Here is a 16,755-nt window from a genome sequence, read left to right on the forward strand (position 1 = left end):
CCCTGGACGCGAGGAGGCACGTGACACAGGTCGACCCGCGCCGCCTGATTCCGCGCACGGATCAGTTGCTTTCGCTTCCGCCGGTGCAGGAGGCGCGAAGCCGGCTGGGCGAGCACGCGGTCAGGGACGTGGTGCGCGACATTCAGGACCGGGCCCGCCGCGGCGACCTGGCGCCCGAACAGGTGCAAGACGCGGTGCTGGCGTCGCTGGCCGCGCATCGCAACACGAAGCTGCGCCCGGTGCTCAACGCCACCGGCGTCGTCGTGCACACCAACCTGGGCCGGGCGCCATTGGCCGCGAGCGCGATCGAGGCACTGGTGTCCGCGAGCGGCTACGTCGACGTGGAACTCGACCTCGCGACGGGCACCCGCTCGAAGCGCGCGGTCGCCCTTCGCCAGGCGCTGCTAGATGTCTGCCCCGTCGCCGAGGACGCGCTGGTGGTCAACAACGGCGCCGCCGCGCTGGTGCTGGCGACCACCGCGCTCGCAGCAGGCGGCGAGGTCGTGGTGAGTCGCGGCGAGCTGATCGAGATCGGTGCCGGATTCCGGCTGCCCGACCTGATCGCATCCACCGGCGCCCGCCTGCGTGAGGTCGGGACCACCAACCGCACCCACTTGAAGGACTACGCGGACGCGATCGGGCCGCACACCGGATGTGTGCTCAAGGTGCACCAGAGCAATTTCCGGGTGGAGGGGTTCACCTCCGCCGTCGCGGTGTCGCAGCTGCGGGCGCTGGCCGACGAGAAGCACGTGTCCTTGGTCGTCGACCTCGGCAGCGGGCTGCTGGCGCCCGATCCGCTGCTGCCCGAGGAGCCCGACGCCGCCACCGCGCTGGCCGAGGGTGCCGACGTGATCACCGCCAGCGGCGACAAACTGCTGGGCGGCCCGCAGGCGGGCATCGTGCTCGGCCGCAGCGATGTGGTCGCCCGGATGGCGCGGCATCCGCTGGCGCGCGCCGTGCGAGCCGACAAGCTCACCCTCGCCGCGCTGGAGGCGACGGTCCGGGCCGGCACCTCTCCGGTGACCCAGGCCCTGCACGCCGATCCCGAACGACTGCGGGCCCGCGCGCGGCGTCTGGCCGAGGCGGTCGGCGCCTCCGTCGTCGCGCACGACGGCCGAGTCGGTGGCGGCGGCGCCCCCGGCGTCCCGTTGCCCGGCTGGGCGGTCCGCCTCCCCGAATCCGCGGCGGCTGCCCTGCGCGCGGGTGAGCCCGCGGTGCTGCCGAGGGTGCACGACGGCGCCTGCCTGCTGGATCTGCGCTGCATCCCCGAATCCGACGACGATCGTCTGCTGACAGCGGTACGCGCCGCGTTAACCGAAACGGCCGAGGCGGACCGCTGAGCACCCACGTCCTGGCCACCGCCGGCCACGTCGATCACGGCAAGAGCACGCTCATCCGTGCGCTGACCGGCATGGAGCCCGACCGGTGGGAGGAGGAGCGACGCCGCGGCCTGACCATCGACCTGGGCTTCGCCTGGACCACCCTGCCGTCGGGCCGCGAGGTGGCCTTTGTCGACGTGCCCGGACACCAGCGCTTCCTGGCCAACACGTTGGCGGGCCTGGGTCCCACGCCGGTGGTCTGCTTCGTCGTCGCCGCGGACGAGGGCTGGCAGGCGCAGTCCAGTGACCACCGCGACGCGCTCGCGGCGCTGGGCATCCGGTACGGCCTGATCGTGGTGACCCGTGCCGACCGCGCGCCGGACCGTGCGAGCGGGGTGCTGGCGCAGGCGCGCGACGAACTGGCCGGCACCGGGCTGCGGGATGCCCCCGGTGTCGTCGTGTCCGCGGTCGACGGGACCGGGCTGACCGAACTGCGTGCCACCCTCGACCGCGTCGTGGAGCAGCTGCCCGCACCCGAGACCACCGCTCGGGTGCGGTTGTGGGTCGATCGGTCCTTCACGATCACGGGCGCGGGCACCGTCGTGACCGGCACGCTCGCGGCCGGCACCCTGGCGCGTGGCGACCGGTTGAACGTGCTCGGCGCGGACCGGCCGCAAGCGGTCGTCATCCGCGGTTTGCAGAGCCGCGGCGAGCCCTACCCGCGGTTGGGACCGGTGGCCCGGGTCGCGCTGAACCTGCGTGGCGTCCCGCGCGACGTCATCCAACGGGGGAGCGCGCTGGTCACCCCTGGGGCGTGGGCGAGCACCGGCACGCTCGATATTCGCCGCACCACCGGCGGCCCGCTGACCGAGGCTGCGGCCCAGCTGGTCGTGCACGTCGGCACCGCGGCGGTGCCCGCGCGGTTGCGGCCGTTCGACGACGACCATGGCCGGCTCACGCTCGACCGGCCACTGCCGCTGGTGCTCGGCGACCGGTTGGTGCTGCGCGACCCGGGCGGCCAGCGGGTCCTGGGCGGCGCCCTGGTGCTCGACGCCGATCCTCCGGTGCTGCGGCGGCGCGGCGACGGCACCCGTCGGACCGCGGTGCTGAGCGCGATGGACGCGGCCGGCGACGTCGGCGCCGAGGTGGCCCGCCGCGGCGCGGTGCGCGAGAGCCACTTGAGCCGGCTGGGGTTCGTGTCATCCGCGATACCCGAGAGCGTGCGGGTGCTCGACGGCTGGTGGGTGCACGCCGCGACGTACCAGGCCTGGCAGCAGCGGCTGCGCGCCGCGGTCGAGGAACTGCATGATCGAGACCCGTTGGCAGAAGGGCTATCTCGCGGTGCAGCACGTGACCTGCTGGCCCTGCCGGACGAGTCGCTGCTCGACGGGGTCACCCGCGACGCGGGACTGGAGCAGCGGGGCGGCCACATCCGGGTGCCCGGCGCTCGCGACGACCTCGGTCAGGCCGAGGCCGCCGTGGGCAAACTGGAAGCGCGACTGCGGGCCGAGCCTTTCGATGCGCCGGAGGCCGACGATCTGGCGGCGCTGCAGCTGTCCGCCCGCGAGCTGGCGGCGGCCGAGCGCGCCGGGCGGGTGCTGCGGCTGCGCGACGGCGTCGTATTGCTGCCTAATGCGCCGGCCCTGGCGATGCGGGAGTTGGCGCAGTTGGCGCAGCCGTTCACCACCAGCCAAGCGCGCCAAGCACTCAACACCACTCGACGGGTGGCGATCCCGTTGCTGGAACATCTCGACGCGCGGGGCTGGACCCGCCGGCTCGACGCCGGCCATCGCGAGGTGGTGCGATGAATCCGATTGTGGGGGAGGCGTTTACGTGATCGTTGTGGTTGGTGCCGGCATATGTGGTCTCGCTGCTGCCTACGAGTTGTCCAAGCGCGGAGAGCCGACGGTCGTGTTCGAACGCGGCGAACCGTTCTCCGAACTGTCCGCGGGTCTGGCGCGCATCTTCCGCATCGCCCATCAGCGCCCCGCGCTATGCCGGCTCGCCATCCGGGCCCGCGCCGGCTGGCAGCGGTGGGAGAGCGAGCTCGGCGTGGGGCGGCTGCTCGGTTCCGAAGGCTTCGTCGCGGCGGCCCCACCCGAGCAGACCGCCGCGGCGATGACGGAGGCCGGCGCCGAATTCTCGTGGCTCGACCGCGACCAGATCCAGGCCCGGATACCGTTTGTCACGCCGCCCTGGGGGGCCGGGATCTTCGATCCGCTCGGTGGCAGCCTGCGCACTCGCCGTGCTCTGAGCGCCTTGGCGGCGCGGGTGGAGATTAGGCGCGGCCAGGTCGTTTCGCTCGGCGACGACGGCTCGGTCCGTCTCGCGGATGGCACCGTGACGCGGGGCGATGAGGTTCTGGTGTGCGTGGGAGCACAGACACCGGAGCTGCTGGGCCCGCTCGACGTCGAGCTCACCCCGCACACGCGCTACACGTACGAGGGCGCCGACGCCACCGGCGCCGCCTGCCTGGCGGCACCCGAGGGCTACGGGCTGCCACTGGGCAGCACCGGCCGGTGGGCGTTCGGTCAGCCGATACCGGAGGCGGCCGGGGTGCGTGCGCTCTTTCCGTCGCTGTCGCCAGTGGGGCAGGTGGATTGCTTCACGGTGCATGCGCCGTGGCTCGACGCGGGCGGAGATGGATGGAAGGCGGTCCGCCGCGGCCGCGTGGTCGGTTTCGTCGGCAACAACCTGATGAAGTTCGGGCCGTTGCTCGGGGAGCTGCTCGCCGAGGCCGCTTGCAGTGCGGGGTTACCGAGCGAATTGAACCTGGTCTGAATCGAGTAGCGTTGCGCTGCAGCATATTTCAGATGCACGGTGGAACCTGTCTTTCGGTGTCCCGCGGTTGAGCGGTCCGGCGAACGAGCAATGGGCCATGATGGTCGCGAAGCAGTACTAGCTCAGTAAGGGAGCCCACCATTCGCGCGTTGAGAAAAATTCGACTGCCGATGCGGGTCTTGTCGTTGCGCACCATCGTCATCGTTGCGCAATTGGGAGTGATCGGCTTTGCCCTCGCCCTGGCCGCGTGGGTCTGGATTGGTATCACCAACGAGCAATACAGCCAGCTCGACCGCAGGCTGGACTCCGTGAGCAGCCTCGGTGACATCAACACACTGCTCAACAGCCCGCACCAAAACAGTCCCGATCGGCCCACGCCGGACGGCAACCTGGTGCGCACCGCGCGCATCGGGGCGTTGACCGTGTCCGTGCCCAGCGACATCGTCTTGCCCAAACTCGCCAACGGCTATGCGAACACCACGATCAACGGCGTGCAATACCGCGTCCGCACGTTCAACGCTGGTCCGGTCGCGATCGCGCTCGCCGCACCACTGGCCGAGGCGCAGCATCGGATCAACCAGCAGCATCTGCGGGTGTTGTTGATCTGCGCCGGCGTAATCACGGCGACGCTGCTGGTTGGGTGGGTGATCTCGTTGATCATGGTCAACCCGTTCGTCCTACTGGCCCGGCAAGCCCGCGCTATCAACGCACAGTCCAGTCCCGACGAGGTTCAGGTCCGCGGTGTGCGGGAAGCCGTCGAGATCGCCGATGCGGTCGAGCAGATGCTGGACCGCATCGGCAACGAACAGCAACGCACCAAGGCGGCACTCGAGTCTGCCCGCGACTTCGCCGCGGTCGCTTCACACGAGCTGCGCACCCCGCTGACCGCCATGCGCACGAACCTGGAGGTCCTGTCCACTCTCGAGCTGCCCGCCGAGCAGCGTGAGGAGATCATCGGCGACGTCATCCGAACCCAGAGCCGCATCGAGGCAACGCTGACGGCGCTGGAGCGACTCGCGCAGGGACAGCTGACCACCGTCGACGACTTTGTGCCGTTCGACATCACCGAGCTGTTGGATCGTGCCGCGCACGATGCGCTGCGCATCTACCCCGACGTGGAGGTCTCGCTGGTGCCGTCGCCCACCGTCTTGATGGTGGGGTTGCCGACGGGTCTGCGGCTGGTGATCGACAACGCGATTGCCAACGCCGTCAAGCACGGTGGTGCCACCAATATTCAACTCACCGTGAGCAGTTCGGCTGAAGGCGTCGAAATCGCGATCGACGACAACGGCACGGGCGTTCCGGAATCCGAACGTACCGCGGTATTCGAACGCTTCTCCCGCGGCTCGACGGCATCGCGGTCGGGTTCCGGGCTAGGGCTGGCGCTGGTTGCCCAACAAGCAGAATTGCACGGCGGCAACGCCTCCCTGCACGCCAGCCCGCTGGGCGGAACCCGACTTCTGCTCAGGCTGGCAGGTGACGGCCGCGGCCCTTGCTGAATCAACGATATGAAATATGCAGCAGGCCACACGTTTTAGTGCAAGCTGAAGTCTCATTGTTGCGGTGAATCGCGAATTCGTCACAGCGCGAGCCAAAAATTTGCATTCCATATGCGACCGGCTGGTCCGGTTGACCCGCGCTGACGTCGCACATACCGTCGAAATGCAAGCCAGGCGGTCCCAGCCAAACAACGGAGTTGGCGACAGAGCGTAATCGCCTGTGTATCAGCCTGTTACGTCGACGTCAGCTATCGCAGGTGGGAGCGGTACCGCAGCGTCGCCCGCGCAAACCCAACCAGCGAGGTACCGATGCCACTCATCGAACAGGCCGAAGGACGAACTATCGAGCATGCTGCGTCACGCAGAGACCGGTTGCGCCCGGTGCTTCGGCACGACTTGTCGTCCTCACTCGTGGTCTTCTTGGTCGCCCTGCCGCTGTCCCTGGGCATCGCGATCGCATCCGATGCGCCAGTATTGGCCGGGTTGATCGCCGCGATCGTGGGTGGAATTGTGGGCGGTGCGATGGGTGGTTCGCCGCTGCAGGTCAGTGGCCCCGCCGCTGGGCTGACTGTCGTGGTGGCCGACCTGATCGGTGAATTCGGCTGGGGAATAACGTGCTTCATCACCGCCGTGGCCGGCGCCATGCAAGTCCTGTTGGGATTCAGCCGGGTTGCGCGTGCCGCCCTGGCAATCTCGCCCGTCGTCGTGCACGCGATGCTGGCTGGCATCGGCATCACGATCGCACTTCAGCAGGCCCATGTATTGCTCGGCGGTGAGTCGAAAAGCACGGCCTGGCGCAATGTCGTTGAGTTGCCACAACAAATCGTGAACGCGCATCGGCCCGGAGTCCTGTTGGGAATGCTGGTGATCGGCATCCTGATCGCCTGGCGCTGGGCTCCTCCCAAAGTGACCGCGGTTCCCGGACCGCTGGTCGCCATCGTGCTGGTGACCGCTGTCTCGCTGATCTTCCCGTTCCGGGTCTCCCGGATCGAGCTGGACGGCTCGGTGGCCGAAGCGCTTCGGCTGCCGACCATTCCGCATGGAAATTGGGGTGCGGTCGTCGTCGGCATCATTACCGTGACACTCATCACCAGTGTGCAGAGCCTGCTGACGGCGGTATCGATCGACCGGATGCACCACGGACCACGCACCGACTTCAACCGCGAGCTGATCGGGCAGGGCGCCTCCAACATCGTGTCCGGCGCGACCGGCGGACTTCCCATCGCCGGTGTCATCGTGCGAAGCGCGGCCAATGTCAACGCGGGGGCCAAGACGCGCGCCTCGGCGATCATGCACGGCTTGTGGATCCTTTTGTTCGCGATCCCGTTTGCGGAATTGGTCGAGCAGATTCCGGCCGCGGCTCTCGCCGGCCTGCTCATCGTCATCGGCATCCAGCTGCTGCAGCCGGCGCATATTGAAACAGCCATGAGGACAGGGCATTTGACCGTTTATCTGGTGACCATTGTCGCGGTCGTGTTCCTCAACCTGCTGCACGGCGTGATGATCGGACTCGCCCTGGCCATCGTCTTGACCGCCTGGCGGGTGATCTGGACCAAGGTCGAGGCGACGTACGTGGGCGACGAATGGCGGGTCGTTGTCGAGGGTGCGTGCACGTTTCTCGCGTTGCCCAGGCTGACTCGCGTGCTGGCATCGGTCCCCGAGCGCACCACGGTGACCGTGCATCTGCTGGTGAGCTACTTGGATTACGCTGCGCACCAAGCGATTAACGATTGGCAACAGCAGCACCACGCGACGGGTGGAACGGTGCGGATCCATGGCGTGACCGAAGTCGGACGCCTGACATCGACTTGTGAGGCTCCGAAGACGGGCTAGTGCTGACCGTTTACTTAGGGTACCCTAACTTCGACGACGAGTTAGGAGGCGTGATGTCGACGACCTGGATGGATCCTCTGCTCTACAAGCTCCGCCACCAAGGCGCCGCTCCCTATCCGCATCAGGCGGCATTCTTGCTCAACAATCCGATCCGCAGGGCGCTGTCCAACCCGGCACGCAGGGTCGACCGCATCGGCCTCACCGGCACCGAGCACGTGCTGGAAGTCGGGCCTGGCCCGGGCTTCTACAGCGTGCAGATCGCCCGGCGTCTCACCTACGGCCGACTCGACCTGTTCGACCTCCAACCCGAGATGCTGGACAAGGCGCGGCGGCAGCTCGAGCGGGCCGGATTCCATGACGTCGGCTTTACGACCGGGGAAGCGAGCGACGGATTTCCCTACCCGGAAGCCACTTTCGACGTCGCGTTCGTGGCCGCGGTGATCGGCGAGGTGCCCGACAAGCCGGCCTGCATACGTTCCCTGGGCCGGGTGCTGAAGCCGGGAGGGCAACTCGTGTTCGCCGAAGGGTTTAGCGATCCCGACCGAATGAGCGTGCGGGAATTGCGCGATCTGGTCGAGCCCGAGAACTTCGAATTCGTGCAAGCGAGCGGCAATCGATGGCACGACATCGTGCGCTTTCGCAGACCGGACTGAGCGCCGCTTCTGCTGTGCGGCAGCGGCTTTGAGTGTGCGCTCACGGCGGTGACTGTGCGGCGTGTCGCCGCCTTGAAGGCACACCAAAAGCCCCGGGCGCCCGGACACTCCACGCCGAGAACGCACGCGCAAAGCCCAGGATGATCGCCTATAGCCGAACCAGCTCGCGTTCAGGCACTTTCACGCGCGTTGTGATCCGGGGGGCAATGCCACCGGGCCACCAGAACCACCGGCCCAGCAGTGCCACGATGGACGGTACGACCAGTGCCCGCACCACCAGCGTATCCACCAGCAGCCCGACCGCGATCGTGGTGCCGATCTGGGCGATGCTGAGCACGCTGCTGCCCATCAACGCCAGCATCGTGAGACCGAAGACAATCCCGGCGGTGGTGACCACCCCGCCGGTGCCGCCGAACGCTCGGATGATGCCCGTTCGCAGACCCGCAGCCGCCTCCTGTTTGATACGCAAGGCCAGCAGTAGGTTGTAGTCGGCACCGACGGCGATCAGCGCGATGAACGCGATAGGTGCTACCGCCCAATGTAAGTCGCGATGCAACAGGTCCTGCCAGATCAGGACGCTCATCCCGAGCGCCGACGCGTAGGAGGCGACGACGGTGCCGACGACAACGAGTCCGGCCACCGGGCTGCGCAGCATGATCATGATGATCACGAAGATCAGCGCCAGTGCCGCGCCCACCAGCAATGCCATGTCACGGGCGACAAAGCGCTGCAGATCGGTGGTCACCGGCCCTACGCCGGCCAGGTAAACCGCTGTCGGGGTGAGGGTTCCCTCCTTGGTGGCTTCCTTGATGGCGGTGCGCACCTGGTCGGCGCGCTGAGCGCCATCGCCGCCCCACTCTTGACCGTCGCCGTACACCAGGAGATAGATGGCGCGACCGTCGGTGGACACCAGCTGGTGCAGCACATCGACGTATTGCGGATCGCTCAACGCCCGCTGCGGAAGGTAGAAGCCCGCCGCCGCGCTGCCTTGGAACTCGTTGGCGATCTCGGTCAGGTAATCGGTCAGCTGATGCATCTGGGGCCCGAGCGCCTCGGAAAGCCCCAGCAGTTCGTGGGTGGCAGAACGCGCTTGCCCCAGAGCACTGTTCATCGAAGACACGGTTTGCGGTAGGCCCGCCATCGCCCGAGCGGTGGTTGCTGACCCGCTGGTGAGCTTGGCGGCGCCGTCGCCGAGTCGCGTCGAATCCTGCATCAGACTGTCGACGGGTTTGATCAGCCGGTCGACCGTCGAGCACAGCGGATTCGCGACGCAGTCCGGGGTCCCCGCCACGAAGCCCCGCAGCGGGTCGAGGTAGCCCGACACCGTCGTCACGGTGTGTTGCACCCCGTCCATGCCGCTGCGCATGTCGTCTGCGGCGGCCGACATATCCGCCAATCCCGCACCACCACGGCGCAATCCGCTGCCCAGCCGGTCCACCGCCACCTGCGCCTGCGCCAGTGCGTTGTCCAGCTCCGAGATCCGGTTCAGGCGCTGGGTGAGTGAGTCCACCGTTTCGCCGAACTGATGGCCCAGCACGCCGGCCTGGTAGCTGAAGGTCGCCTGATCGGGCACTTTCCCATCGGGCCGACTGGCCGACTGCACCGCGCGCACGCCCGGTACGGCCATAATCTGCCGGGTGATCCGTTCGATCGCGATCAGGCCCGCCGGATTGCGCAGGTCGTGATCGGCCTGGATCGTCACGACATCGGGCAACAGCGAATTGGCCGGGAAATGCGTGTCATTCAACGCGTAGCCGCGGTTGGATTCGCTGGACGACGGCGTGGCCGCGGGCTCGTTCCAGCCGATCTGCAGACCCGCCAGCGGCAGTGCCGCCACCAGGGTCAGCCCGCCCGCGGCGACCAGGATCGGGCCGGGCCAGCGAGCGACCGCCGCCCCAACGCGGCGCCACCGTCGCGCCGTCCGCGACGGTCTGGGCTCCAGATAACCGCGCCGCACCGCCAGCCCCATCAACGCGGGCGTCAGCGTCAATGCCGCCGCCATCGTCACCAGAATGCCGATAGCACAGGGGATTCCCGCGCTGCGGAACATGCCAACCCTGGCGAACCCCAGACACGCCAGGGCCACCGAGACGGTCAACGCTGACCCGACCACCACCGGAGCGACGGCGCGGTAGGCATCCGTCAGGGCCGGCGCAGGAGCCACGGCCCGGCGCCGGCCCTCGTGATAGCGGCCGATCAAGAAGATCGCGTAGTCGGTACCGGCCCCCAATGTCATCGCCGCCATCAGCGCCACCGAGAAGATCGACACCTCTACCGCGTCGGCCTGCCCGAGCGCGGCGACCACCGGCCGTGCCACGGAGAGCCCGAGGCCGACCGACAACAGCGGGATCGCGGCGGCGACAGGCGAGCGGTACACCAGCAGAAGCAGCAGCAGGATCAGCGCGACGGTGGCGGCAGTGATCGCGAGCATCTGGCGATCGATAGCGGTGAATTCGTCGACGATGGTTCCGCCAGGGCCGGTGACGTCGACGTGTAGGCCGGCCGGCGGTCCCAGGGCGGCAACGGTTTTGCGCACGACGCTTATCGAATCGCGTGCTTGCGACGTGCCGAGCATGCCTACCAGCCGCACCATTACCCGGACCGCGTGCCCGTCGGAACTCTGCGCACCTGCCGCGGCCGCGGGCTTCGACCAAAGATCCGTCACCGCGTCCACGTGGCGCCGATCGGCGGCCAACGCCGCCGTCAGAGCATCGTAGTAGTGGCGATCAGGCGGCGTCAGGCGCTGATCGCGTTCCAGCACAACGTAAATGAAGTTGTTGCTTGGCTGCTGGCCGAACAACTCGGCGGCGCGGGAAGCTGCGATCGAGCTGGGCGCGTCGGCGGGCATGAAGGACCGGGAATGCGAGTCGATCACCCGTTCCAGTTGCGGCACCGTCAGATTGCCGACGACTGCGGCCAATACCCACAGTCCGACGATCAAGAGTGCGGATCGGCCGGTGAGACGCGCGAGCATTCCCCTCCATGTCATGCCTTGTGACGCTAAGTCGACGGGCGGCCCCGGCGCGTCCTGCCCAAGTGCGGTCTTTGTCTCCTACTACGGGCGGAGACCGGTACCGACCCCGGCATGATGTGGGCACGCGGTGCACTCTTTTACCATTGGACGATGTTGCAGGGCGCTGCGGCCTTCGTGGTGGAACGGATACGTCGCAAAGGTGAGCTGATTCCCCTCGGCATCACCTGGGCGTCATTGATCTCGGTCGACGTCACGGTAGTGGCGGGCGCAGTGATAGCGGCATGGCAACGACCCACCACCGACCTTCTCGTCGCGCTGATCGCGTTCCTGCTCGCGATGTCGCCGGCGGCGACCTTCTTCGTCTTCAATATGAAGCTCTCCGCGGCCCCGTTGTGGCTGGCCTGGTCAACGGCTACCGCGTTGATGCTGTTCGCCACGTCGACGCCGGTACACAACGATTTCGCGCCGTCCCTATTGGTCCTGATGGTGCTGGCGGTCGCGACATTGGCCTCGGTCCCGGGCGGCGTCCTGTCGGCGACGTCGGCGGTGGCGCTGCTGCTGGCCGCTGCCGCGGCGCACCGGCTCGACGCGGTGCCGCTGTACCTGGGCTTCGTGGCGGCGGGTTGGCTGCTCGGCTATCTGATGCGAACACAACGGCTGCTGCTGGCCGAACAGATTCGTGCGCATGAGGCTTTGGCCGAGCATGCCGCGGCCGACGAGAGACGGCGCATCGCCCGCGAAGTGCACGACGTCATCGCCCACTCGCTTTCGGTCACGCTGTTGCACGTGACCGGGGCGCGGCGCGCGCTGCAGCAAGATCGCGATATCGACGACGCGGTCGAAGCCCTCGAGCAGGCCGAGCAACTCGGCAGGCAGGCCATGGCCGACATTCGTCGCACCGTCGGTCTGCTGGACAGCGGACCTAAGAAAGCCGCGCAATTCACCCCCGAGCCCGGGATCGACGACATCGGCATTCTGGTTCAGGACTTCGACCGCGCGGGCCTGGCCGTCGCCCTGCGCATCGCAGGTCCCACCCAGCGGGTCTCGGCCGCGGTCGGCCTCGCGCTGTACCGCATCACGCAGGAATCGTTGGCCAACATCGCCAAACACGCAGCTGACTCGAAATCCGAAGTGGTGCTAGATATTTCGCTGAAGTCAGCGCGGCTGGCGGTCAGTAATCGGCTGGCGGCCGCAGTAGGTGCGCAGTCCTCGGACGGCCGCGGTCTGCGCGGCATGCGTCAGCGCGTGGAGCTATTGGGCGGCGTGATCGACGTCGGCCCGACCCTCGACGGATGGTCGGTGTGCGCGGAGATACCGCTACAAGAAGGCGATCCCGGCTGGCGTCCGCCGTGGTGCACCTTGTGAGCCCCGATATTGCCGAGACCGCGGAGATCGCGGTCCTGCTCGTCGACGACCAGGATCTAGTGCGGTCGGGGTTGCGCCGGATCCTGCGCCGCAAGGACGGGTTCGTCGTCGTCGCCGAATGTGCCGACGGTGACGAGGTGCCGGCCGCGGTGGCCGAGCACCGGCCCGATGTCATCGTGATGGACCTGCGGATGCGACGGGTGGACGGCATCGAGGCCACCCGTAGACTCAACGGCGGGCCACCGGTGCTCGCGCTGACGACGTTCAACGAGGACGAGTTGCTCTCCGGCGCCCTGCGCGCCGGGTGTGCCGGTTTCGTGCTCAAGGACTCCTCCGCCGAGGAATTGATCCGTGCCGTGCGCGCCGTCGCCCGGGGTGAAAGCTATCTAGACCCTGCGGTCACCTCGCGGGTGCTCACCACCTACCGCACCGCGGCCGAGACCCCGCGCACGATCGACATCGCGGAGTTGACCAGCCGTGAACTCGACGTCCTTACCTTGATCGGAAAAGGTCTCTCCAACACCGAGATCGCCAACGAACTCTGCATCTCGGGGGTCACCGTCAAAAGCCACATCGGCCGGATCTTCGGCAAGCTCGGCCTGCGAGACCGTGCGGCAGCGATCGTCTACGCCTACGACAACGGGATCGTCGCGCCGCGCTGAAGCCCTACAGCGGGGCCTGGTCGGTCAGGTTGAGCATCAGGTAGGCGAGGCAGAACAAGAAGTTCAGGACGAGCAGAATCATCCCGGCGAACATCAGCGAGCGGGTGCCCTGACGCTGGAGTTGCTTGCGCTTCGCGTTGCGCTCGTCGCGCTTGATCCGCGTCGCGATGAGAGCGAAATTGACGTCGGTCATTTCGCCTTCGGTGACCGGCATGCCCGCGAGCATCTGCTGTAGACGAACCGGCCCGGTATCGACACCCACGTCCGCGAAAGACCGGCACATCCGCCGCGCCCGCCGCTGACCGACGATCTGATACTGCATATGCAACCGGTGTGGCAGCTGCCCTTGTTCGTCACCACAGGGATTCGACGCGGTCGTCACAAGCCGGAAGTCTAGACCCGTGGCGGCGCTTTCGGGGGGCGCTCGCCGATTAAATTGTCGACGCGAATGTGCCGGGTTCTCCTATGCCCCCGGTCATCCGATCGGATTCCGGTAGGTCGAGGTAGCGCTCCAGATTGCGGTGCATGTTGATCACCCGACGCTCCTCGCCGGAGAGCACGAGGTGGGTGAATCCTGGTTGGTGCATGCCCCGCTGCAAGCCCGGCAGCACCCGGATGTCCTGGGTGAGTACCAGGCCGGGTTCGGCTTCCCCGGCGTTCACCCGAACATCCGTCGGCTTGTTGCGCGGGGCCCCTGGCGGCATCCGCGTCATCAAGAACATCACCAACTCGCCTTCATCGGGGGTCGAGCCGGGGCGCGAGCACATGATCGTCAGGTGGTCGGCGTTGGCCAGCAACGTCATGTTCGGGAACACGTTGTACTGGTGAAGCCGGGTAATCCGGTCGGTGTCGGCCCAGTCCAGGTTCACTCCCCGGCTGGCCGCGAAATCCCGGGTGCGCTCGGCGATCAGTTCCTGCACCGTCTGTCCGGGCCGGCGTTCGTCGGCGGGGAAGGGGGTGCCTTCGGCCGCGCCCATCAGCGCACCCTGGGTGTATACGTAAGCGTCCCAGACTTCTTCGTCGCTCAGTATGCCGTCGAAGCGTGGGCTCTGCACACCGTAGGGCTGGTCGGACTTACCCGTGTGACCCCAGATCTGTTGTGGCGCATGGATGTCGTCGATACAGCGCAGCAATTCCGGGTGCAGGGTCTGGATGTGGTAGGTCTCGCTGTACCCGTCGGCGATCGTCTTCCAGTTCGCCTCGACGTCGACCGTGAGGGTCGCGTAGCAGCGGAAGTCCTCCAAATGGCACCAGGCGATGTCATCGGGTATCGCCTCCAGATACTCGATCAGCGGCATCGCACCCGCGTCGAGATTGACGAAGACGAGGCCGGCCCAGCTGTCGACCTTGGCCGGAACCAACGGGAAGTCGGACATGTGCAGGGCGCCGAAGCCCTTGCGGTTCGGCACCCGCTTGAGCGTGCCGGCCAGATCCCACGTCCAACCGTGATAGCCGCATTTGAGCTCGCGCAGTCCCGAACCCGAGCCGGTGCACAGCGAGTTGCCGCGATGGCGACAGGCGTTCTGGAATGCCCGCAGCGCGCCGTCGTCACCGCGGACGATCAGCACTCCGTAAGGGCCGCAGCGATATTCGAAGTAGTCGCCCGGTTCGGCGACGTGGTCGACCATGCAGGCGACCTGCCATACCTTCGGCCACATCCGCTCGATTTCGAGCTGTGCGAATGCCGGCGAGTAGTAGCGTTCGACGGGCACCAGCGTCGGGCGCTCGGGCGGGGTGCCGATCGCATCCTCGTCCCGGGTGCGCGCCGGATTGCCGGCAGCCGCGGTCACTGACCGAGTCCTTAACGTGCTCCGCGCACCAGGCGACCGGGCCGGGCTCCGGTGTCGACGTCCTTGCGACGGGTCACGGTTCCGCTGACGATCGTCGCCGCGTACCCACTGGCTCCCTGCAGGATCCGGTTGCCGCCGGCCGGCAGATCGAAGGCCATCGCCGCGGGATGCAGTCGCAACGCGTTCATGTCGATGACGTTGATGTCCGCCTTCTTGCCGGGCTCGATGGTGCCGCGGTCGGTCAGCCCGAAGAGGTGCGCGGTATCGCGAGACTGCTTGCGGATCACGTATTCCAGCGCCAGCTTGTCGCCGCGGTGCCGGTCGCGCGCCCAGTGCGTCAGCAGGAAGGTGGGATAGGAGGCATCGCAGATCATCCCGCAGTGGGCGCCGCCATCGGACAGCCCGAGCACGCCGGCGGGGTGCAGCAACATCTCGCGGATCGCGTCGTGGTTGCCCTCGGCGTAGTTGAACAACGGCAGCATCAGCATCGCCGTCGCGTCCCGCTCGAGCATCAGGTCATACAGCGTCGACAGCGGGTCCTCGCCGCGTGCCTTGGCGATGGCCGCGACGGTGCGGTCGGCGGTGGGCTCGTAGTCGGGCGGATCGCCCAGCGCGAAGAGCCGGCCCAGCGAGTGCTGCACCAACGCGAACATGCCGTCGAACAGCAGGCTCGGGTCGGCGGGCAGGTCGTCCTCGGACAGGATTGCGGCCTTCACCGCGGGCTCGGCCAGCCGCCGCGCGAGCTCCTCGCGGCTGCATTCGGCCTTCAGCCGGCGGTAGGTGGGCCGGTGGCTGAAGCCGTGGTGGCCCTGGAAGCCGATCATCATGCCGAACGGGCGCGCCGCGACCTGCGGGTAAAGCCGGGCGCCGGCAGCGTGGGCGTCGGCGGACAGATCCAGCATCTCGCGCCACAGGTTCGGGTCGGCGTCCACCTGGATCAGCGCGAACGACACCGGTCGATCGATCTCGGCGCTCAGCCGCCGCATCCAGTCGAGCTCCTTCTTGGGTGCGACGATGTCCTCACCCGCGGACCCCTGCGGTGCCAGCTCGAACACCGCCTGGCCGCCGGCCGCCATGGCCCGGCCGAGACCGAACAGCTCATCCTCGGCCGCGTAGGTGCCCGGGACGGGTTCGCCATCCATCGCTCGGTGTCCCATCGTGCGCGACGTCGAGAAGCCGAGCGCGCCGGCCTCGATCGCTTCGGTCACCAGCCGGCCCATCGCCTTGATGTCGTCGGGTGTCGCCGGCTCGTTGCGGGCCCCGCGCTCGCCCATCGCGTAGGCACGAATGGCGCCGTGGGCGACCTGGCTGCCGACGTCGATCGAGAACTTGTGTTTGCCGATCGCGTCGAGGTATTCGGGGTAGGTCTCCCAGCCCCATTCGATGCCCTCGGTCAAGGCGGTGCCGGGGATGTCCTCGACCCCTTCCATCAACTCGATCAGCCACTGCTCGCTGCCGGGCCGCACCGGCGCGAAACCGACGCCGCAGTTGCCGGTCACGATCGTGGTGACACCATGGCCGCTGGACGGCTCGAGCAAGCCGTCCCAGCTCACCTGGCCGTCGTAGTGGGTGTGGATGTCGACGAATCCGGGAGCGACAACATGCCCTGTCGCATCGATGGTTTCGGCCGCCGGGGCTGTTTCCAAGCCGCCCGTCGTGGGATCGTTGGCACCGCGACGGACGACGTCGACGATCCGGCCGTCCCTGATACCGATGTCGGCGGTGTAGCGCTCGGCGCCAGTGCCGTCGACCACAGTCCCACCGGTGATCTTGAGGTCGAACACGAGTGTCCTCCGAGTCTGTTCGGGGTAGCCATGGGGCTGGCTGGCCGGAGATGGTGGACACGAGACCGGGGAACGCCCGGCCTCGGCCGTCCATT

12 protein-coding genes are annotated in these 16,755 nt (G+C 67.7%); 8 read left to right on the forward strand and 4 right to left on the reverse strand.

Annotated features, from left to right (window positions below):
* Positions 1–20 precede the first annotated feature (20 nt).
* The 6 genes from selA to ACAG21_RS10515 all read left to right on the forward strand — a co-directional run bounded on the left by selA (position 21) and on the right by ACAG21_RS10515 (position 8,085).
* Positions 21–1,340: an L-seryl-tRNA(Sec) selenium transferase gene (selA, locus tag ACAG21_RS10490; RefSeq protein ID WP_370495972.1), complete on the forward strand. Its 1,320-nt coding sequence runs from the start codon at positions 21–23 to the stop codon at positions 1,338–1,340.
* Positions 1,337–3,127, forward strand: a complete 1,791-nt coding sequence (selB, locus tag ACAG21_RS10495; RefSeq protein ID WP_370496301.1) for a selenocysteine-specific translation elongation factor — start codon at positions 1,337–1,339, stop codon at positions 3,125–3,127. Before selA ends, selB begins: the two co-directional genes overlap by 4 nt.
* A 25-nt stretch (positions 3,128–3,152) precedes the next feature.
* Complete coding sequence (locus tag ACAG21_RS10500; RefSeq protein ID WP_370495973.1) at positions 3,153–4,100, forward strand: NAD(P)/FAD-dependent oxidoreductase; 948 nt, start codon at positions 3,153–3,155, stop codon at positions 4,098–4,100.
* A gap of 170 nt (positions 4,101–4,270) precedes the next feature.
* A complete protein-coding gene (locus tag ACAG21_RS10505) occupies positions 4,271–5,599 on the forward strand; it encodes a sensor histidine kinase (RefSeq protein WP_370496302.1) in 1,329 nt (442 codons plus the stop codon).
* A gap of 309 nt (positions 5,600–5,908) precedes the next feature.
* The gene (locus ACAG21_RS10510) at positions 5,909–7,432 is read left to right on the forward strand and encodes a SulP family inorganic anion transporter (RefSeq protein ID WP_370495974.1); all 1,524 of its coding nucleotides are present in this window, start codon (positions 5,909–5,911) and stop codon (positions 7,430–7,432) included.
* Positions 7,433–7,500: 68 nt separating this feature from the next.
* Positions 7,501–8,085 carry a class I SAM-dependent methyltransferase gene (locus tag ACAG21_RS10515; protein ID WP_370496303.1) on the forward strand — a complete coding sequence of 195 codons (585 nt, stop codon included), beginning with the start codon at positions 7,501–7,503 and terminating at the stop codon, positions 8,083–8,085.
* Between the two features lie 148 nt (positions 8,086–8,233).
* Here the strand turns inward: ACAG21_RS10515 and ACAG21_RS10520 are convergent, their stop codons facing one another.
* A complete protein-coding gene (locus ACAG21_RS10520) occupies positions 8,234–11,074 on the reverse strand; it encodes an RND family transporter (RefSeq protein WP_370495975.1) in 2,841 nt (946 codons plus the stop codon).
* Positions 11,075–11,209: 135 nt separating this feature from the next.
* Here ACAG21_RS10520 and ACAG21_RS10525 point away from each other — a divergent pair, with 135 nt between their 5' ends.
* Together ACAG21_RS10525 and ACAG21_RS10530 are read left to right on the forward strand one after the other, a co-directional pair.
* Positions 11,210–12,424: a sensor histidine kinase gene (locus tag ACAG21_RS10525; RefSeq protein WP_370495976.1), complete on the forward strand. Its 1,215-nt coding sequence runs from the start codon at positions 11,210–11,212 to the stop codon at positions 12,422–12,424.
* Complete coding sequence (locus tag ACAG21_RS10530) at positions 12,421–13,086, forward strand: response regulator (protein WP_370495977.1); 666 nt, start codon at positions 12,421–12,423, stop codon at positions 13,084–13,086. Before ACAG21_RS10525 ends, ACAG21_RS10530 begins: the two co-directional genes overlap by 4 nt.
* Positions 13,087–13,090: 4 nt before the next feature.
* Here the strand turns inward: ACAG21_RS10530 and ACAG21_RS10535 are convergent, their stop codons facing one another.
* From ACAG21_RS10535 to ACAG21_RS10545, 3 genes are read right to left on the reverse strand one after another with little or no spacing between them, the layout of a single operon-like run.
* A complete protein-coding gene (locus tag ACAG21_RS10535; RefSeq protein WP_370495978.1) occupies positions 13,091–13,468 on the reverse strand; it encodes a hypothetical protein in 378 nt (125 codons plus the stop codon).
* Positions 13,469–13,517: 49 nt separating this feature from the next.
* Positions 13,518–14,876 carry an SRPBCC family protein gene (locus ACAG21_RS10540; protein ID WP_370495979.1) on the reverse strand — a complete coding sequence of 453 codons (1,359 nt, stop codon included), beginning with the start codon at positions 14,874–14,876 and terminating at the stop codon, positions 13,518–13,520.
* Between the two features lie 11 nt (positions 14,877–14,887).
* The gene (locus ACAG21_RS10545; protein ID WP_370495980.1) at positions 14,888–16,660 is read right to left on the reverse strand and encodes an amidohydrolase family protein; all 1,773 of its coding nucleotides are present in this window, start codon (positions 16,658–16,660) and stop codon (positions 14,888–14,890) included.
* Positions 16,661–16,755 lie beyond the last annotated feature (95 nt).

This window comes from Mycobacterium sp. pR1184 (assembly GCF_041287235.1).
Lineage (GTDB): Bacteria > Actinomycetota > Actinomycetes > Mycobacteriales > Mycobacteriaceae > Mycobacterium.

Coding starts and splice junctions, on each gene's coding strand:
- ACAG21_RS10505 (WP_370496302.1), top strand. CDS start 4,271: ATGCGGGTCTTGTCGTTGCGCACCATCGTCATCGTTGCGCAATTGGGA.
- ACAG21_RS10510 (WP_370495974.1), top strand. CDS start 5,909: ATGCCACTCATCGAACAGGCCGAAGGACGAACTATCGAGCATGCTGCG.
- ACAG21_RS10515 (WP_370496303.1), top strand. CDS start 7,501: ATGGATCCTCTGCTCTACAAGCTCCGCCACCAAGGCGCCGCTCCCTAT.
- ACAG21_RS10520 (WP_370495975.1), bottom strand. CDS start 11,074: ATGACATGGAGGGGAATGCTCGCGCGTCTCACCGGCCGATCCGCACTC.
- ACAG21_RS10525 (WP_370495976.1), top strand. CDS start 11,210: ATGTTGCAGGGCGCTGCGGCCTTCGTGGTGGAACGGATACGTCGCAAA.